The sequence below is a fragment of the Streptomyces sp. NPDC057136 genome, assembly GCF_042670885.1.
Classification (GTDB): domain Bacteria; phylum Actinomycetota; class Actinomycetes; order Streptomycetales; family Streptomycetaceae; genus Streptomyces.
The window spans coordinates 148,954-166,572 of sequence record NZ_JBHUUV010000014.1 but is presented as its reverse complement, the minus strand read 5'-3'; the positions used below and the strand labels follow the sequence as shown (position 1 = coordinate 166,572).

Sequence of the window (17,619 nt, the reverse complement as noted above, 5' to 3'; positions counted from 1 at the left end):
GTTGATAGGCCAGATGTGGAAGCCCGGTAACGGGTGGAGCTGACTGGTACTAATAGGCCGAGGGCTTGTCCTCAGTTGCTCGCGTCCACTGTGTTAGTTCTGAAATAACGAACGGCCGTGTTTTTTCCGGTGTTGGTTAATTTCATAGTGTTTCGGTGGTCATTGCGTTAGGGAAACGCCCGGTTACATTCCGAACCCGGAAGCTAAGCCTTTCAGCGCCGATGGTACTGCAGGGGGGACCCTGTGGGAGAGTAGGACGCCGCCGAACAATTATTCCGGGAAAGCCCCGTGCCCTTGTGGCACGGGGCTTTTCTGCGTTCTGAGCGTCTAGGCTCGAACCATGCGCTACGAACTGGTCATCTTCGACAACGATGGTGTGCTCGTCGACAGTGAGCCGATCGCTAACACCATCCTCGCCGGCTACCTCACCGAGCTCGGACACCCCACCTCGTACGAGGAGTCCGTCCACGACTACATGGGGTCCGCCGTGCACCGGGTGCACGACCTCGTCGAGGAGCGGACGGGGCTGAAGCTTCCCGCGGACTTCGACGAGACGCTCCACGCACGGGTCTTCGCCGCCTTCGAGCGCGAGCTCGTGGCGGTGGACGGGGTCCAGGAACTGCTGGGGAAGCTGGTCGCCGACGGGGTGGCGTACTGCGTCGCGTCGTCCGCGACCCACGAACGGATCAGGGTCGGGCACCGGAAGACGGGCCTCGACCAGTGGTTCGAGGAGGAGTGGATCTTCAGCTCGGAGGATGTGGGCCAGGGCAAGCCGTCACCCGACCTGTTCCTCCACGCCGCCGAGCGGATGGGCATCGCCCCCGAGCGGTGCGTCGTCATCGAGGACAGCCCGCTGGGCGTCGAGGCCGCCCGCGCCGCCGGGATGGATGTGTACGGGTTCACGTCGATGATGCCGGCGGACCGGCTCATCGGCGTGACGGGGTACTGCTCCGACATCTCGCAGCTCCCTGAATTGCTCGCCTGATCCATCTACCCACCGGTAGACGGTGGCCCTACGCTCGCGGCCATGACAAACGCGCGGTTGCGGCACGGCAGGGCCTCCTTGGTGCTGAGCTTTCTCGTGCAGGGAGTCGCCTTTGCGCTGCTCGTGACGCGCATCCCCGCGATTCAGGACCGGTACGGGATATCCGACGGGCTGCTGCCCGCCTTCCTGGCCGCTGTGCCGATCCTCGCGGGGGTCGGCAGCGTGGTCACCGAGAAGGTGGTCGCGCGGGTGCGGCCCGGGGTCGTACTGCGGTGGACGCAGCCCGTCGTGCTGCTTTCGCTGCTCGCGGTCGGTGCCGGCGGCGAGTTGTGGCACGTCGCTGTCGCGCTCGGCGCCTTCGGGCTTGCCGTGGGGGCGCTGGACGCCTCCATGAACATGATGGGCGTCAGCCTTCAGCGGGCGTACGGGCGCAGCATCATGCTCGGGTTCCATGCCGCGTACAGCCTCGGTGGCATCGCCGGGGCGACGACGGCGTGGGCCGGAGCGCACTGGGATCTGCCCCTGCTGGTGTCCTACCTGCCCGCCGTTGTCGTCCTGCTGCCCGCCGCGTTGGTGGGGAGCCGCTGGTACACCGACGGGAAGAGCGAGGGTGCGGTCCCGCCGGTCGGCGGGGAGGGGAAGCGGGCGGCTGTCTCGTTCAAGCTGCTGTTGCCGCTGTGTCTGGTGATGAGCTTCGCGTACATCGGGGACTCGACCGTCTCCAACTGGAGTGCCAAGTATCTGCAGGACGTGCTGGGCAGCTCGGAGCAGATGTCGACTCTTCCGTACAACGTCTACATGGTGACGACGCTGCTGGGGCGGGCCGTTGGGGACATCGGGGTGCGGCGGCTCGGGGCGGTGACCGTGGTGCGGTGCGGGAGTGTGCTGGCGGCTGTCGGTTTCGCGGTGGTGGCGGTGGCGTCCGGGGCCTGGGTGGGGCTGCTCGGGTTCACGCTGCTGGGGCTCGGGCTGTGCGTCATCGTGCCGCAGACGTTCGCGGCGGCGGGGCGGATGTTCCCGGGGGCCAGTGATGTGGCCGTAGCGCGGCTGAACGTCTTCAACTACGTGGGGTTCCTCGTGGGGTCGCCGCTCGTGGGGGCGCTCGGGGACGCCTGGAGCTATCGCGGGGCGATGCTCGTGCCCATGGTGCTGGTGCTGGCGACGCTCGTGTACGCCCGGTCGTTCGGCGCCGAGCCTGCCCGATACGGTGGCGGGCATGAGCGGCCGCGCACAGTTGATGTGGGATGACGCAGTAACGGGATACGACTTCGGGGACAACCATCCCATGGACCCGGTCAGGCTTGCCCTGACGATGGGGCTGGTGCGGGCGTTCGGGCTCGACGGTGCGGTGGATGTGCGCGGGGCCAAGGCGGCCGGGGACTCCACGCTGAGACTTGTGCACCGCGAGGACTATGTGTCGGCCGTGCGGGCCGCTTCGCTCGACCCGAAGGCCGCCGATCAGGCGTACGGCCTGGGGACCGTGGACGATCCGGCCTTCGCCGGGATGCATGAGGCGTCGGCCCTCATCGCCGGACTCTCCGTCGGGGCGGCCGAAGCGGTGTGGCGCGGCGAGACCGCCCACGCCGTGAATTTCACGGGCGGTCTGCATCACGCGATGCCCGGCGGCGCCGCGGGGTTCTGCATCTACAACGACCCGGCGCTCGCCATCGCGCGGCTGCTGGAGCTCGGCGCGGAGCGGGTCGCCTACGTCGATGTGGACGTTCACCACGGGGACGGGGTGCAGGCCGCGTTCTGGGAGGACCCGAGGGTGCTGACCGTGTCCCTGCACGAGCATCCGCGGACGCTGTTCCCGCAGACCGGCTGGCCGGAGGAGACCGGGGCCGGGGCCGGTGAGGGCGGTGCGGTGAATGTGGCGCTGCCTGCCGGTACGGGGGACGCGGGGTGGCTGCGGGCCTTCCATGCGGTGGTGCCCGAGCTGCTGGCGGACTTCCGGCCGCAGGTGCTGGTGACCCAGCACGGGGCGGACACGCACTTCGAGGACCCGCTGGCCCATCTGGCGGTGTCGTTGGACGCGCAGCGGGCCGTCATGGAGGCGTGTCACGATCTCGCCCACGAGTACGCGGAGGACGGGCGGTGGGTGGCGCTCGGCGGTGGCGGGTACGCGGTGGTCGATGTGGTGCCGCGGTCCTGGACCCATCTGGTGGGCATCGCCGCGCATGCCCCGGTGGACCCGGAGTCGATGGTTCCGGCGTCCTGGCGGGACGAGGTCTACGCACGGACCCGGCAGCTGGGGCCGGCCCGGATGACGGACGGCCGTACGCCGTCCTGGCAGTCGTGGGAAGCCGGTTACGATCCGGCGGACCGGCTCGACCAAGCGGTGCTGGCGACCCGGCGTTCGGTGTTTCCGCTGCGGGGACTACTGGCCTGACGGTATGTCTGTTTCCGGCCGGACGTGGTGTGCGGCGCGGAATGGTTACGCCAACTGTGGGGCCTGTTCCGGCTTTTGGAGCCATGGCCGGAGCCGGTGGGGGAGCATCGGGAGGGTGTTGAGCATCGGAGCGCTGCGCGCTCATCTGCTGGCGGCCCGGCTGGCCGGGCCCGTGGCCACCACGCGGGAGAACAGTCTGCAGAGCTATCGGCTCTTCGCGGCACGGGACCCCAGGGTGACCCTCGGACTCGACGCCGAGTGGGCCTGGGGCGAGCGGGATCTGCTGCGGCTCATGGCCGACAAGTGCGGGGTCTCGCCCGATCCCGCGTGTGTCTCGGGTCCTGATGTGATCGATCCGGAGCTCACCCTGGCCGGTCTGGAGGCGTTCGCCGACCGACTGGCGGGGGCTGCGGGCCGGCGGGCTCCGGTGCTGTTCGGGACCGGTCATCCGCACCGGCTGCTCGGGTTCTACGCCGAGTTGGCAGACGCATTGTCGGCGGCCGGGTGCCCTGTACTCACCCCCGCGCAGGGGCGATGTGTCGACATAACGACCCGGTTCGGCGTACGTACGTACGGCATCGACTACGTACGACGTGTCGCGCTGGTGCGCGAACCCGGCGTGCGGGCTCCCGGTGGTGTCACCGGCGCACATACCCATTCGCCGCTGCCGGTTCGGGCCGCGCTCGAAGCTGCGGCGGACCGTCACGGGCTGCTGCCGGAGTTGGTGGTCGGGGACCACGGATGGGTCTGCGGTGCAGGTCAGCTGGGCATTGAGGCGATCGGGCTGGCTGATACGGACGACCCCGCACTGTTCGTGGGAGAGGCCGAGGGGCGGGTGTCCGTCGCCGTTCCGCTTGATGATGCCGTGCACTCCGATTACTACCGCCCGCTGACGCGCTATGTACTCAATCGGGCGTGTCTGTCACAGTAGGCGCCCCGATGGTCTCTCCTCTTCCCCACTCGCATCACCCGCCCCTAATCTGGGGAGTGAGCGCACATCGACGAAGAGTCACCGGAGGGGAAGCCGGTGCGCGTCGCGTGCGGAAGGTACAGGTGGGTCATGGCTGCTGGCAGCGAGGTACCTCTCAACGAGGTCAAATTTCTGACCGTGGCGGAAGTCGCCTCGGTCATGCGGGTGTCGAAGATGACCGTGTACCGCTTGGTGCACAGCGGTCATCTGCCGGCGGTCCGGGTGGGAAGGTCCTTCCGGGTCCCGGAGCAAGCGGTTCACGCGTATCTCCGCGAGTCCTTCGTGGGGGTGGAGTCGGCCTGACGTTGCCCTCGGATTACGCCCCTCACCCAGGGGCGGGTAGGCTAGGCCGACGTAGGTCGTGTGGGCCCAGACGCCCCGCACCAGTGAAAAAGAAGTGAGCGAGGGTAGTCGTGGGCTCTGTCATTAAGAAGCGGCGCAAGCGGATGGCCAAGAAGAAGCACCGCAAGCTGCTCAAGCGCACGCGCGTTCAGCGTCGCAACAAGAAGTAAGCGAACGCAGTTCGTGAAACCGCAGCCCCCCCGCCGTTCTGGCGGGGGGGCTGCGGCGCTATTCGGGCCAAGGCTTCGGCAAGGCCCGCCATGGGGTCGTCAAAGCGCAACATCCACCCGCTACGGTGACGGTCAGGGGAGTGCTCCGATCCGCAGGGCACCCGCTTCACGTACCGACGGAAGGCGCTGATCTTGGGGAAGGTCGTGCTCGTCACAGGAGTGGCCCGGCAGCTGGGAGGCCGCTTCGTGCGGCGCGTCCAGCGCGATCCCGAGGTCGACCGGGTGATCGCCGTCGACGCCGTCTCGCCCGGGCATCAGCTCGGCAACGCCGAGTTCGTCATGGCGGACATCCGGCAGCCGGCCATCGCGAGGGTTCTCGCCGAACACTCCGTCGACACGGTCGTCCATCTGGATGTCTCCGGGAAGGCGCTCGGCGCGGGCGGCCGGACGGCCGTCAAGGAGAACAACGTCATCGGCACCATGCAGCTGCTCGGTGCCTGCCAGAAATCGCCGACCGTCCAACGGCTCGTCATCAAGTCCAGTACGAGCGTCTACGGCTCCGCGCCCCGCGACCCGGCGGTCTTCACCGAGACCACCCCGCCCAAGTCGCTGCCGAGCGGGGGCTTCGCCAAGGACGCCGTCGAGGTCGAGGGATACGTACGGGGCTTCGCGCGCCGCAGGCCCGATGTCGCCGTCTGCGTCCTGCGGTTCGCGAACATCCTGGGGCCCGACCCGGACTCGCCGCTGGCCGACTATCTGGCGCTGCCCGTGCTGCCCACGGTCTTCGGGTACGACCCGAGGCTTCAGTTCGTCCACGAGGACGACGTCATCGACGTCCTCGGGATCGCCTCGCACGAACCGCGGCGCGGGACGCTGAACAGCGGCACCTTCAACATCGCGGGCGACGGGGTACTGCTCCTGTCGCAGTGCTCGCGGCGGCTCGGGCGGCCGACCGTGCCCCTGCTGCTGCCGGCCGTCACCTGGGTGGGCTCGGCGCTCCGCACGATCGGCATGACCGACTTCTCGCCGGAACAGATCCGGCTGCTGACGCACGGGCGGGTGGTCTCCACCGTGCAGATGCGCGAGACGCTGGGATTCCGCCCGCGGTTCAGCACCGCGGAGACCTTCGCGGAGTTCGCACGCAGCCGGGGTCCGGGGCTGCTGCCGCCCGAGACGGTGGGCAGGGCCGTCGACCGGCTCGCGGATTCGCGCCTCGCGGGCGGGGCACATTCAACTCACGGCGCCAGGTAGAGGAGCGCATCGACGATGGCGGATGCCAAGGTCATTCCGTTCGACGACGACCGTGTGCGATCGGGAGGCGCGCAGCGTCCGGCGCGGCACAGGCCGGGGCCGGGCAGCAGCAGCCGGGCCCCCGGGTCCGCAGTGGCCGGCGCGGCGCCTGTGAGCGCCCTGCCGGGCGGGGAGGTGCCGGTGGGCGCCGTGGAGGCCGAAGAGGGAGCGGTGGCGCCGCAGGAGGCCCAGGAGGCCCAGGAGGCGTCGGGGCGCGGCGGCTGGGACCGGCGGATCGCCGGTGGGCTGGCGTTTCTGCGCCGACGGGTCACCGGTGACTACGAGGTCGACGAGTTCGGTTACGACAAGGAGCTGACCGACCAGGTCCTCATGTCGATGCTCCGGCCGCTCGCGGACAAGTACTTCCGTGTGGAGGTGAAGGGCGTCGAAAATATCCCGACCGACGGCGGGGCGCTCATCGTGGCCAACCACTCGGGGACGCTGCCGCTCGACGGGCTGATGCTTCAGGTCGCCGTGCACGACAACCATCCGGCCAACAGGCATCTGCGGCTGCTCGCCGCGGACCTGGTCTTCATGCTGCCCGTCGTCAACGAGCTGGCCCGGAAGGCCGGGCACACGCTGGCGTGCGCCGAGGACGCCCAGCGGCTGCTGGAGAGCGGCGAGGTCGTGGGGGTGATGCCGGAGGGCTTCAAGGGCATCGGGAAGCCGTTCGGCGAGCGGTACAAGTTGCAGCGCTTCGGGCGGGGCGGCTTCGTGTCGACCGCGCTGCGGGCCGGGGTGCCGATCGTGCCGTGCTCGATCGTGGGCGCGGAGGAGATCTATCCGATGATCGGCAACTCGAAGACTCTGGCGCGGGTGCTGGGGATTCCGTACTTCCCGATCACGCCGACGTTTCCATGGCTGGGGCCGCTCGGAGCGGTGCCGCTGCCGACGAAGTGGACGATTCAGTTCGGGGAGCCGATCCCCACGGACGGTTATCCGCCGGAGGCGGCGGAGGACCCGATGCTGATGTTCAACCTGACGGATCAGGTGCGGGAACAGATTCAGCACACCTTGTACAAATTGCTGGTGCAGCGGCGGTCGGTGTTCTTCTGACCGGTCGCCGGGCGGGCTTGATTTGGCTGGACTGGGCCGTGCCGGGCTGGGCCTTTGGCGGGCCCAGCCCGGCGGTGCTCACGGCTTCAGGTCCTCGCCGTCGATGCCCAGACCCGGGAGCAGGCCGGGGAGCAGCGGCGGGAGGGTGACGTCCGGGGACGGGGGCATGCTGACCCCGCCGTCCGGGGACGACGGGGTCACGCCGTCCGTCGGGAGGTCGTCGAGCAGGCCGTCCGTGCCGCCGCCGAGCAGACCGTCGGACGGGCTGCTGCCGGAGCCGGACGGTTTGGGCTGGGTGCTCCGGTCCGTACTGCCCTCCGGTGTGGTGGGCGAGGCCGGTGCCGGTGCGCCACCGCCGGACGGGCCGGTGGTGTCCTCGGCGCTGCCGGTCCGGCGAGGTCCCTCGCTCCGCTCCGGGGTGCTGGGGAGCAGCGACTGGAGGGGGGCGACTTCCTCGTCCATGGCCTCGAAGACCGAGCTGACCTTGTCGCTGATGTCGGTCAGCTGTACGGGCAGCCGGTCCCGGAGATTGCTCCAGCTCTCGCGGTGCGAGCGGGAGAAGGAGTCCAGGGTCTGGATCGGGCCGATGGTGCCGTCCCGCTGGTACGCCGTGTGCAGTAGGCGGTGGCCCTCCGTGGCGTCGTGGGTCATGCGGTTGAGCGTGCGCCTGACCTCGCCGAGTGATTCATGGTCCATCTCGCCCGAGCGGCCCCGCTCCATGAGGCGTCGTGCCTCGCTGAGCCGGGTGGATGCCTGGTCGAGGTATGCCTCGCCGCGGTCGGCGTCGCCGTTGGCCATACCGAGGTTGATGTCTTCCATGCCGCGCTTCAGCCCGTACAGGGAATCACCCGGCAGGGCTTCCGAACTGGCAGCGGCCACTCCGCCGAAGGCACCCGCGGCCACACCTACGGTGAGTCCGCCGGCGGTGAGTCCTTTCGCCCAGCGTGAGCGGGGGCGCAGCTTCCGGAGCGGGGAGGCCCGGTGGGCTCCCTTGCTCCGTTGCTCGGGCACCGTAGGGCCCGTGGACGCGCCGCCTTCGGCGAACATGGCCTCCATGGCGGCGACGAGCTGTGCTCGTTGCACCATTTTGACCTCGGGGTCCAACTTCGGCTTCGGTAGCTCACCGAGGCCGTTCGCCAGGGCCAACAGCGGTCCGTGGTCGGCCTGTTCGGCCGGTTCCTCGGGCTGTACGGCCGCCGCACCCTGGAGCGACTGCTCCTCCATGGCCTGGGCGAAGGCGTTCGCCCGCCGGTGTGCCGAAACGTTTGCGATCACTGGCGGCACCTCCTCTCGTCATGACGGTCGACTCCCCTGAGCGTCCGGAAGGTTGCATACCTTGAGCGTTTCCACTCGATTGAGTGAGCGGAAGCGGTCATGGTGTGACGACAGGGGGCCTGCAACCGGCACAACGAGCGGCGCGGCACTTGGGTTACGCACGAAAGATGATCGGACCAGTGCGTAATGAACCGATCACCGTGGGTCGGTCTAGCGGGCATCCTCCGGCAGGAGCCGGGCGAGTGTGCGGACGGCGCGGTACTGCAGAGTCTTGATCGCGCCCTCGTTCTTGCCCATCACCCGGGCCGTCTCGGCGACCGAGAGGCCTTGCAGGAAACGAAGGGTGACGCACTCCTGCTGTTGTGGATTGAGTCGGCGCACGGCCTGTAGCAGTGCGGCATTGGAGAGGGACTCCAGGACGGAGTCCTCGGGGCTTCGCTCGACCTCGTTGGCGTCGAGCATTTCGCCAGTGGTCACTTCCAGTCGGAAACGACTGGATTTGAAGTGGTCGGCGACCAGGTTTCGGGCGATTGTGACCAGCCAGGCGCCGAAGTCGCGGCCCTGCCAGGTGAAGGTGGAGATGCGGCGGAGCGCGCGCAGGAAGGTCTCGCTGGTGAGGTCCTCCGCTGTCGCCTTCCCTCCTACGCGGTAGTAGATGTACCGGTACACGGTGTCGCTGTACTGGTCGTACAGGCGGCCGAAGGCGTCTGCCTCACCGGCTTGTGCGCGCTCGACAAGATCCATCATGCGAGCGCTGTCGCTGTCGGCCGTCGGCCGTCGAACGGTTGACGTGGTCGTGGCGCCGCGGTTGCTGCGTCTTCCGACCGCCGCACTCCGTTCGGCCAGGGCATAGCAGGGGCCGACGGGTGCAGGGGCGGCAAAAGCGGGGACGGCGTACGCGGTGGGGACGAAGCCGCGCAAGCGGTCGATGACCGTTGCGCGCAGCGCAGCCAGGCCCGAGGCGTCAACCCCGACATGTGGGTACACGGGACTCCCAGAGGCAGAGCTTCCATCACGTGCAGTTCGAAAACCGTCACTCGTCGTAGCGGGTGAGGGGCTCCGTCATGCGTCTGAGGAGAATAACGCTTCGTACAGGCGGCGCTACACCCAGTTGCTCAAATCACCGGTTACGTCGCTTCCGTAACCTCTAAGTGACTGTTCAAGTAGCACATCGTGATCGGTTGTTGATCGAATTCCTTCGAGATCTGCCTGTAGGTGCGACGGGTTGTGGTCGGAGGATGGCAATCCGACTGGCCGGAGCGGTGGGTGGGGACGCGCGGGTCGGCGTACCGATTGGCCGTACGGCCCCGGGCGTGGCCCGCGGGAGGCCGGCTCGGCCGCTTGCCGGGGTGCCGTCGGGGCGGCGCGGGAGGCCCCGGTTCCGTACTCGCGGGAGGCCCCGGTCCGTACTGGAGGGGAGGCGCGGAGGAGGGGGCGTGTGCCGGGTGGGTCAGCGGCGGCGGCGGTGCAGTGCGACCGCCGCGACGGTGCCGCCGGCCAGGGCGCCCACGCCGGCCGCTGCCGGGATGCCGACCTTCGCCGCCTTGCGGCCGGTGCGGTAGTCGCGCAGGCGCCAGTCCAGGGCGCGGGCGTGCTTGCGGAGCTTGTTGTCCGGGTTGATCGCGTACGGGTGGCCGACCAGGGAGAGCATCGGGATGTCGTTGTGCGAATCGCTGTAGGCGGCGCAGCGCTCCAGGTCCAGGCCCTCGGCGGCCGCCAGGGCGCGTACCGCCTCGGCCTTCGCGGGGCCGTGCAGCGGCTCGCCGACCAGGCGGCCCGTATAGACGCCGTCGACCGATTCGGCGACCGTGCCCAGTGCTCCGGTCAGGCCGAGGCGGCGGGCGATGATCGTGGCGGTCTCCACGGGGGCGGCCGTGACGAGCCAGACCTTCTGCCCGGCGTCCAGGTGGGCCTGGGCGAGGGCGCGGGTGCCGGGCCAGATGCGGTCGGCCATGTACTCGTCGTAGATCTCCTCGCCGATGGACATCAGCTCGGAGACGCGGTGGCCCTTGACGATGGACAGGGCGCTGTCGCGGGCGTCCTGCATATGTTCCGGGTCTTCGACGCCGGCCAGCCGGAACCACGCCTGCTGCCAGGCGAAGCGGGTCAGCTCGCGGCGCTGGAAGAACTTCCGCTTGTACAGGCCGCGGCCGAAGTGGAAGATCGCGGCGCCCTGCATCACGGTGTTGTCGAGGTCGAAGAAGGCGGCGGCGCGGTCGTCCCCGGCCACCGGGAACGCGGGTTCCTCGGCCTCTGCAGAAAGAAGGGACTCGTCGGCGGCGAGTTCGGCGGAAAGTGACGACTTCCGCGCTGCCTCGGCTGCTGCCTCGCCTGCCAGGACGCTCCGTGCTGTCGCGGAGCGCCTACGGGGTGTGAGCCATCCAAGAGCGGCCATGTCGTGAGCATAGCCAGTCTGTTCGTCACTGCCCGACCTGCTGGGATGCGAAGGCGTGAACTCTCCGAGGCCGAATTGTTAAACGGGCGATTCCGGGTGTGCGGGAGCGGGCAAGTCCGGGAGCCCGCGGAGTGGGTGCGGACGGGCGCAGAATGTAGGCATGAGTGCACTGTTGCGGCGTACGAAGAAGAAGCCCGCCGACCGCGTGGTGACCCTGGTGGGCAAGCCGGGATGCCATCTCTGCGACGACGCGAGGCTCGTGGTGAGCGCGGTCTGCGAGGAGACCGGCGCGTCGTGGATGGAGAAGGACATCACGCAGGACGAGGCGCTGTACAGGGAGTACTGGGAGCAGATTCCGGTGGTCCTCGTCGATGACGAACAGCACACGTTCTGGCGGGTGGACCCGGGCAGGTTGCGCAAGGCGCTGGGTGCCTGACTGAAACCCGGTTAACATCATGGGCGTTTTGAGTGGTCTCGGGGGCGTAGACGTGAGGAGTGTGTACCGCCTTGCCCCCTTCGCGCCCGCAACGGGCTGATGCGGTCCATGGTTCCGGGATCGCGCCAGGAATGCGCGTGACCCCGGTCACTTTGACCGGACAAAACGGACACCATCTTTGTGCACGCGTTCACAAAGACATAGCCTGCATTCGACGGGGCGGTCTTGGGACATACGGCCGCCTGCAGCCCCGCTCATCCCGCAGGAGCACCGTGGCAACTGGCCGAACTCACCGACCGGCGACCCGTAGCCGAGGAATTCCCGAGGCCACCGTCGCCCGACTTCCGCTGTATCTCCGCGCATTGACGGGGCTCTCCGAGCGCTCGGTTCCCACGGTCTCGTCCGAGGAACTCGCCGCCGCGGCGGGGGTCAACTCCGCCAAGCTCCGCAAGGACTTCAGCTACCTGGGGTCCTACGGAACACGTGGTGTCGGGTACGACGTCGAGTATCTCGTCTACCAGATCTCCCGCGAGCTCGGGCTCACCCAGGACTGGCCGGTCGTCATCGTCGGCATCGGTAACCTCGGCGCCGCCCTCGCGAACTACGGCGGCTTCGCCTCCCGTGGTTTCCGCGTCGCGGCACTGATCGACGCCGACCCCGCCATGGCGGGTACGCCCGTCGCCGGGATCGCCGTCCAGCACAGCGATGAGCTGGAAAAGATCATCAGCGACAACGGTGTGTCGATCGGTGTCATCTCCACGCCGGCCGGTGCCGCGCAGCAGGTCTGCGACCGGCTCGTCGCCGCGGGTGTGACCTCCATCCTGAACTTCGCCCCGACGGTGCTCTCCGTGCCCGACGGGGTCGACGTGCGCAAGGTCGACCTCTCCATCGAGCTCCAGATCCTCGCCTTCCACGAGCAGCGCAAGGCCGGCGAGGAAGCCGCAGGGAACAACACCGAGCCGGCCGACGCACCGCCCCTGCGGGCCACGCCCGCCAGCCGGAAGGGACCCGACGGGGATATGCCCGCCGTGATGCCGGTATGAGCCTCCTCGTCGTAGGTCTGAGCCACCGCAGCGCCCCCGTCTCCGTACTGGAGCGGGCCTCGCTGGCCGCCGAGACCCAGGCCAAGCTGTTGCAGGACACCCTCGCCGCGGAGCCCGCGACCGAGGCGGCCGTGCTGGCCACCTGCAACCGCATCGAGCTGTACGCCGACGTGGACAAGTTCCACGCGGGCGTCGCCGAGCTGTCCACGCTGCTCGCGCAGCACAGCGGGGTCGGTCTCGACGAGCTCACTCCCTATCTCTATGTGCACTACGAGGACCGGGCCGTCCACCACCTCTTCTCGGTGGCCTGCGGTCTCGACTCGATGGTCGTCGGCGAGGGCCAGATCCTCGGCCAGATCAAGGACGCGCTCGCGCTGGGGCAGGAGCTCCACACCGCGGGACGCCTGCTCAACGACCTCTTCCAGCAGGCCCTGCGGGTCGGCAAGCGCGCGCACAGCGAGACCGGGATCGACCGGGCCGGGCAGTCGCTCGTCACCTTCGGTCTCGAGCAGCTCGCCGACGGTGGCGACGTCACCGGCTGGGCGGGCGGCAAGCGCGCCCTGGTGATCGGCGCCGGCTCGATGTCCTCGCTCGCCGCCGCCACCCTGGCCCGTACCGGTGTCGCCGAGATCGTCGTCGCCAACCGGACCAGGGCCCGCGCCGACCGGCTCGTCGAGATCCTCGGGCAGAGCGGCACCGCGGCCCGTGCCGTGGAGATGGCCGCCGTCTCCGGCGAACTGACACGTGCCGATGTCGTCGTCTCCTGCACCGGTGCGACCGGTCTCGTCCTGACCGCCGAGGCCGTCGCCGACGCGCTCGGAGTGACGTTCGACGCCGCCGCCGAGGCGCCCGCCGCGCCCCTCGCCGCCACCGCGGAGCTGGACCAGCACGCCGCCTGGGTGGAGAACGGTTCCGCCGCGCAGGAACGGACCGTCCGCCGGGCCACCGTGCCCGCCCAGAACTCCGGCCCCGTCCGGCTCGCCCTGCTCGACCTCGCCATGCCGCGCGACATCGACGGCGCGGCCCAGCGCGTCGACGGTGTGCGCCTCGTCGACATCGAGTCGCTCGCCGAGGCGTCCGCGGACGCTCCGATGGCCGCCGATGTGGACCAGGTGCGCACCATCGTCGCCGACGAGGTCGCCGCCTTCGGCGCCGCTCAGCGCGCCGCCCACATCACCCCGACCGTCGTCGCCCTGCGCGCCATGGCCGCCGATGTGGTGGTCGGCGAGATCGCGCGGCTCGACGGACGACTCCCCGACCTGGACGAGAAGCAGCGCGCCGAGATCACACAGACCGTGCGCCGCGTCGTCGACAAGCTCCTGCACGCGCCCACCGTGCGGGTCAAGCAGCTCGCCAGTGAGCCCGGCGGCGCCGGGTACGCCGATGCGCTGCGGGAACTCTTCGACCTTGACCCGCAGACGGTCGCCGCCGTCTCCCGGGCAGACCTGAACGACCCGAATAGAGGGCGGTCATGACCGACAACTCATCCCTGGGCGCGCCGGCCCCGGCGCCGCTCCGGCTGGGAACCCGCCGCAGCAAGCTCGCCATGGCGCAGTCCGGCCTGGTCGCAGACGCGGTCAGGGAGGTGACCGGGCGTGCCGTCGAGCTCGTCGAGATCACCACGTACGGAGACACCTCCAAGGAGCACCTCGCGCAGATCGGCGGGACCGGCGTATTCGTCGCCGCGCTGCGCGAAGCGCTCCTGCGCGGCGAGGTGGACTTCGCCGTCCACTCGCTCAAGGACCTGCCGACGGCCCAGCCCGAAGGCCTCGTCCTGGCCGCTGTGCCGGAGCGCGAGGACCCGCGTGACGTGCTGGTGGCGCGGGACGGGCTGACCTTCGAGCAGCTGCCGTCCGGTGCCCGCATCGGCACCGGTTCGCCGCGCCGCATGGCGCAGCTCAACGCGTACGCCCGGTCCCACGGCCTCGACATCGAGACCGTGCCGATCCGGGGCAACGTCGATACGCGTATCGGATTTGTACGAAGCGGGGAGCTCGACGCGGTGGTACTCGCCGCCGCAGGGCTCAGCCGCCTCGGCCGGAGCGGTGAGGTGACCGACTTCCTGCCGGTCGACACCGTTCTGCCCGCTCCCGGTCAGGGAGCACTGGCGATCGAATGTGCTGCAACCAGCACAGACCTCGCCGCCGCGCTCGCCGAGCTCGACGACCCGTACACCCGGGCCGCCGTGACCGCCGAGCGTGCCCTGCTCGCCGCCCTGGAGGCCGGCTGCTCCGCACCTGTGGGTGCGTTGGCCGACCTCCTGGTCGACGGGCAGTCCGTCAACGAGCTGCGCCTGCGCGGGGTCGTCGGTACTACCGACGGTTCCTCGCTGGTACAGCTGTCCACCACCGGTCCCGTCCCCACGTCGCACGACGACGCGGCGGCCCTCGGTCGCGAGCTCGCGGTCGAGATGCTTGCCAAGGGTGCGGCCGGTCTTATGGGGGAGCGAGCACTTTGAGCCCCACCGGCCCCGCCGCATCCGATTTTCCTGTCCTGCCCGCAGGGCACGTCACCTTCCTCGGCGCCGGTCCCGGCGACCCGGGACTGCTGACTCTGCGCGCCGTCGAGGCGCTCGCGAGCGCGGACGTTCTTGTCGCGGAACCGCATGTTCTCGACGTCGTCCGCTGCCATGCGCGGGCAGGCGTAAGCACGCCTGAGCTGACGGTTGTTGACGTCTCGTCAACAACCGTCGGAGTACCCGTTCTCAGGGATGCGGCCAATCTTGTCATGGAGGCCGCGAAGGGCGGAAGGCGGGTCGTCCGAGCCATTTCGGGTGACCCCGGCCTCGACGGCAACGCGGGCGCGGAGATGCTCGCCTGCGCCGCCGCGGGCGTGCCCTTCGAGGTCGTGCCCGGCGTCGCCAACGTCGTGGGCGTGCCCGCGTACGCCGGTGTGCCGCTGCGCGACGCGCAGGGCGCCGACGTCCGTTTCGTCGACGCGCGTACCGCTTCGGACCGCTGCTGGGCCGAGGTCGGCGCGAGCGATGCCACGGCCGTCGTGTCCACGACGCTCGACTCGGTGGCCGCGGCCGCCGGTGAGCTGGTCTCGGCGGGCCGTAAGCCCGACACCCCGCTGACCGTCACGATCGCCGGTACGACGACCCGCCAGCGCACCTGGACGGCGACGCTCGGGACGATCGCCCAGCTGTTCAAGCAGACGAAGGTGCTCCCGTCGCCGGACGGGCACCAACCCGTCATAGCCGTGGTCGGTGAGCGCAGCTCCGCCGCCCAGCGCGAACAGCTCGCGTGGTTCGAGTCCAAGCCGATGTTCGGCTGGAAGGTGCTCGTGCCGCGTACGAAGGAGCAGGCGGCTTCGCTCTCCGACCAGCTGCGTTCCTACGGCGCCGTGCCGCACGAGGTCCCGACGATCGCCGTCGAGCCGCCGCGTACGCCCCAGCAGATGGAGCGCGCGGTCAAGGGCCTGGTCACGGGACGCTACGAGTGGATCGCCTTCACTTCGGTCAACGCGGTGAAGGCCGTCCGGGAGAAGTTCGAGGAGTACGGGCTCGACGCCCGTGCCTTCGCCGGGATCAAGGTCGCGGCCGTCGGTGAGCAGACGGCCGCCGCGCTGATCGACTTCGGTGTGAAGCCGGACCTGGTGCCGTCCGGCGAGCAGTCCGCCGCCGGACTGCTGGAGGACTGGCCGCCGTACGACCCGGTCTTCGACCCGATCGACCGTGTCTTCCTGCCGCGCGCCGACATCGCCACCGAGACCCTGGTGGCCGGGCTCATCGAGCTGGGCTGGGAGGTCGACGACGTCACCGCGTACCGCACGGTCCGCGCCTCGCCGCCGCCCGCCGACACGCGTGAGGCCATCAAGGGCGGCGGTTTCGACGCGGTGCTCTTCACCTCGTCCTCGACCGTGCGCAACCTCGTCGGTATCGCGGGCAAGCCGCACAACGTGACGGTGATCGCGTGTATCGGCCCGGCCACGGCGAAGACCGCCGAGGAGCACGGCCTGCGGGTGGACGTGCTGTCCCCCGAGCCGTCGGTGCACAAGCTGGCCGAGGCGCTGGCGGCGTTCGGCGCGCAGCGCCGGGACGCGGCCAAGGAGGCCGGTGACCCGGTGACCCGGCCGAGCGAGCGGCGTCCGGGCGCGCGGAGGCGTCGTACGACGACCTGACCGGTCGGGTTGTAGTTGTTACGCGTGGGGCCCGGTTCGCTTAGGTGGCCGGGCCTCATGCTGTTTGCGGGTTCGTCCGGTTTTTCCGGCACGGGTGTCGGTAAGACGCTGATGTGTACGGGTCTATCGTCGAAGGATGACTGTGTACGGAAACTTCCCCGGCTCCCGCCCCCGGCGGCTGCGGACGACGCCCGTGATGCGACGCATGGTCGCCGAGACCCGGCTCCACCCGGCGAATCTGATCCTCCCCGCGTTCGTACGCGAGGGCATCGACGTGCCGGTCGCCATCTCCTCCATGCCCGGCGTGCAGCAGCACACCCTGGACACCCTGCGGAAGGCCGCCGTCGACGCGGTGTCGGCCGGGGTCTCGGGAATCATGCTCTTCGGCGTCCCGCTGGACGAGAAGAAGGACGCGACGGGCACGGCGGGCACCGACCCGGACGGCATCCTCCAGGTCGGTCTGCGTGCGGTACGGGAAGAGGTCGGTGACGAGCTCGTCGTCATGTCCGACCTCTGTCTGGACGAGTACACCGATCACGGCCACTGCGGTGTGCTGACCGAGGACGGCCGGGTCGACAACGACGCGACGCTGGAGCGGTACGCGGAGATGGCCCAGGTCCAGGCCGACGCGGGCGCCCATGTGGTGGGCCCCAGCGGCATGATGGACGGCCAGGTCGGTGTCATCCGTGACGCGCTGGACCAGACCGGGTACGAGGACGTGTCGATCCTCGCCTACACCGCGAAGTACTCGTCCGCCTTCTACGGGCCGTTCCGTGAGGCGGTCGGTTCCTCGCTGAAGGGCGACCGCAAGACGTACCAGCAGGACCCGGCGAACACCCGCGAGTCCCTGCGCGAGCTGGCGCTCGACCTCGAAGAGGGCGCCGACATGGTCATGGTGAAGCCGGCCGGGCCGTACCTCGACATCCTGGCGAAGGTCGCGGAATCGGTGGACGTGCCGGTCGCCGCGTACCAGATCAGTGGTGAGTACTCGATGATCGAGGCCGCGGCCGAGCGGGGCTGGATCGACCGGGACGCTGCGATTCTGGAGAGCCTTACGGGGATCCGGCGTGCGGGTGCGCAGATGATCCTGACGTACTGGGCGACGGAGGTCGCGCAGCGGTTGGGGCGGCGCTAGAGCCTGTCCGG

The 17,619-nt window shown here is 69.6% G+C and carries 17 protein-coding genes and 2 rRNA genes; 16 read left to right on the top strand and 3 right to left on the bottom strand.

Features of this window, described 5'->3' with window-relative positions:
- The 10 genes from ACFT7S_RS19255 to ACFT7S_RS19210 all read left to right on the top strand — a co-directional run.
- A 23S ribosomal RNA gene (locus ACFT7S_RS19255) occupies positions 1-73 on the top strand; the annotation flags it as partial.
- Between the two features lie 78 nt (positions 74-151).
- Positions 152-268: ribosomal RNA gene (gene rrf / locus ACFT7S_RS19250) — 5S ribosomal RNA — on the top strand.
- 72 nt (positions 269-340) lie between these two features.
- Complete coding sequence (locus ACFT7S_RS19245; protein WP_382733226.1) at positions 341-985, top strand: HAD family hydrolase; 645 nt, start codon at positions 341-343, stop codon at positions 983-985.
- 42 nt (positions 986-1,027) lie between these two features.
- Complete coding sequence (locus tag ACFT7S_RS19240) at positions 1,028-2,233, top strand: MFS transporter (protein ID WP_382733223.1); 1,206 nt, start codon at positions 1,028-1,030, stop codon at positions 2,231-2,233.
- The gene (locus tag ACFT7S_RS19235; RefSeq protein ID WP_382733220.1) at positions 2,202-3,374 is read left to right on the top strand and encodes an acetoin utilization protein AcuC; all 1,173 of its coding nucleotides are present in this window, start codon (positions 2,202-2,204) and stop codon (positions 3,372-3,374) included. Before ACFT7S_RS19240 ends, ACFT7S_RS19235 begins: the two co-directional genes overlap by 32 nt.
- A 115-nt stretch (positions 3,375-3,489) precedes the next feature.
- A complete protein-coding gene (locus ACFT7S_RS19230) occupies positions 3,490-4,305 on the top strand; it encodes a phosphatase (protein WP_382733217.1) in 816 nt (271 codons plus the stop codon).
- Between the two features lie 129 nt (positions 4,306-4,434).
- Positions 4,435-4,647 (top strand): helix-turn-helix domain-containing protein, encoded by a 213-nt coding sequence (locus tag ACFT7S_RS19225; protein ID WP_382733214.1) that lies wholly within the window; start codon positions 4,435-4,437, stop codon positions 4,645-4,647.
- A 110-nt stretch (positions 4,648-4,757) separates the two neighbouring features.
- Positions 4,758-4,856 (top strand): 30S ribosomal protein bS22, encoded by a 99-nt coding sequence (locus ACFT7S_RS19220; protein WP_003948845.1) that lies wholly within the window; start codon positions 4,758-4,760, stop codon positions 4,854-4,856.
- 192 nt (positions 4,857-5,048) lie between these two features.
- Positions 5,049-6,107: an NAD-dependent epimerase/dehydratase family protein gene (locus ACFT7S_RS19215; RefSeq protein WP_382733211.1), complete on the top strand. Its 1,059-nt coding sequence runs from the start codon at positions 5,049-5,051 to the stop codon at positions 6,105-6,107.
- A 15-nt stretch (positions 6,108-6,122) separates the two neighbouring features.
- On the top strand, positions 6,123-7,202 hold the full coding sequence (locus ACFT7S_RS19210) for a lysophospholipid acyltransferase family protein (RefSeq protein ID WP_382733208.1): 1,080 nt from the start codon (positions 6,123-6,125) through the stop codon (positions 7,200-7,202).
- A 78-nt stretch (positions 7,203-7,280) separates the two neighbouring features.
- On the opposite strand, the gene ACFT7S_RS19205 is transcribed toward ACFT7S_RS19210, so the two are convergent.
- The 3 genes from ACFT7S_RS19205 to ACFT7S_RS19195 form a co-directional block, all read right to left on the bottom strand.
- Positions 7,281-8,477, bottom strand: coding sequence for a DUF5667 domain-containing protein (locus ACFT7S_RS19205; protein ID WP_382733205.1), 1,197 nt, complete (start codon positions 8,475-8,477; stop codon positions 7,281-7,283).
- A 210-nt stretch (positions 8,478-8,687) separates the two neighbouring features.
- Positions 8,688-9,464 carry an ECF subfamily RNA polymerase sigma factor, BldN family gene (locus tag ACFT7S_RS19200; protein WP_382733202.1) on the bottom strand — a complete coding sequence of 259 codons (777 nt, stop codon included), beginning with the start codon at positions 9,462-9,464 and terminating at the stop codon, positions 8,688-8,690.
- A 463-nt stretch (positions 9,465-9,927) separates the two neighbouring features.
- Entirely contained in the window at positions 9,928-10,872 is a 945-nt protein-coding gene (locus ACFT7S_RS19195; RefSeq protein WP_382733199.1) for an HAD family hydrolase, read from the bottom strand.
- 160 nt (positions 10,873-11,032) lie between these two features.
- Between ACFT7S_RS19195 and ACFT7S_RS19190 the strand changes: the two genes are divergently transcribed.
- From ACFT7S_RS19190 to hemB, 6 genes are all read left to right on the top strand, one after another.
- Entirely contained in the window at positions 11,033-11,308 is a 276-nt protein-coding gene (locus ACFT7S_RS19190) for a glutaredoxin family protein (protein ID WP_382733196.1), read from the top strand.
- 272 nt (positions 11,309-11,580) lie between these two features.
- Positions 11,581-12,351, top strand: a complete 771-nt coding sequence (locus ACFT7S_RS19185; RefSeq protein WP_382733194.1) for a redox-sensing transcriptional repressor Rex — start codon at positions 11,581-11,583, stop codon at positions 12,349-12,351.
- On the top strand, positions 12,348-13,826 hold the full coding sequence (locus ACFT7S_RS19180; protein WP_382733191.1) for a glutamyl-tRNA reductase: 1,479 nt from the start codon (positions 12,348-12,350) through the stop codon (positions 13,824-13,826). The genes ACFT7S_RS19185 and ACFT7S_RS19180 overlap by 4 nt, the downstream gene beginning before the upstream one ends.
- Positions 13,823-14,809, top strand: a complete 987-nt coding sequence (hemC, locus tag ACFT7S_RS19175) for a hydroxymethylbilane synthase (protein ID WP_382733188.1) — start codon at positions 13,823-13,825, stop codon at positions 14,807-14,809. The genes ACFT7S_RS19180 and hemC overlap by 4 nt, the downstream gene beginning before the upstream one ends.
- Positions 14,806-16,473, top strand: a complete 1,668-nt coding sequence (locus ACFT7S_RS19170) for a uroporphyrinogen-III synthase (protein WP_382733185.1) — start codon at positions 14,806-14,808, stop codon at positions 16,471-16,473. The genes hemC and ACFT7S_RS19170 overlap by 4 nt, the downstream gene beginning before the upstream one ends.
- A gap of 136 nt (positions 16,474-16,609) precedes the next feature.
- On the top strand, positions 16,610-17,608 hold the full coding sequence (gene hemB, locus ACFT7S_RS19165) for a porphobilinogen synthase (protein WP_382733183.1): 999 nt from the start codon (positions 16,610-16,612) through the stop codon (positions 17,606-17,608).
- Positions 17,609-17,619 lie beyond the last annotated feature (11 nt).

Coding starts and splice junctions, on each gene's coding strand:
- ACFT7S_RS19245 (WP_382733226.1), top strand. CDS start 341: ATGCGCTACGAACTGGTCATCTTCGACAACGATGGTGTGCTCGTCGAC.
- ACFT7S_RS19240 (WP_382733223.1), top strand. CDS start 1,028: ATGACAAACGCGCGGTTGCGGCACGGCAGGGCCTCCTTGGTGCTGAGC.
- ACFT7S_RS19235 (WP_382733220.1), top strand. CDS start 2,202: ATGAGCGGCCGCGCACAGTTGATGTGGGATGACGCAGTAACGGGATAC.
- ACFT7S_RS19225 (WP_382733214.1), top strand. CDS start 4,435: ATGGCTGCTGGCAGCGAGGTACCTCTCAACGAGGTCAAATTTCTGACC.
- ACFT7S_RS19210 (WP_382733208.1), top strand. CDS start 6,123: ATGGCGGATGCCAAGGTCATTCCGTTCGACGACGACCGTGTGCGATCG.
- ACFT7S_RS19195 (WP_382733199.1), bottom strand. CDS start 10,872: ATGGCCGCTCTTGGATGGCTCACACCCCGTAGGCGCTCCGCGACAGCA.
- ACFT7S_RS19190 (WP_382733196.1), top strand. CDS start 11,033: ATGAGTGCACTGTTGCGGCGTACGAAGAAGAAGCCCGCCGACCGCGTG.
- ACFT7S_RS19180 (WP_382733191.1), top strand. CDS start 12,348: ATGAGCCTCCTCGTCGTAGGTCTGAGCCACCGCAGCGCCCCCGTCTCC.
- hemC (WP_382733188.1), top strand. CDS start 13,823: ATGACCGACAACTCATCCCTGGGCGCGCCGGCCCCGGCGCCGCTCCGG.
- hemB (WP_382733183.1), top strand. CDS start 16,610: ATGACTGTGTACGGAAACTTCCCCGGCTCCCGCCCCCGGCGGCTGCGG.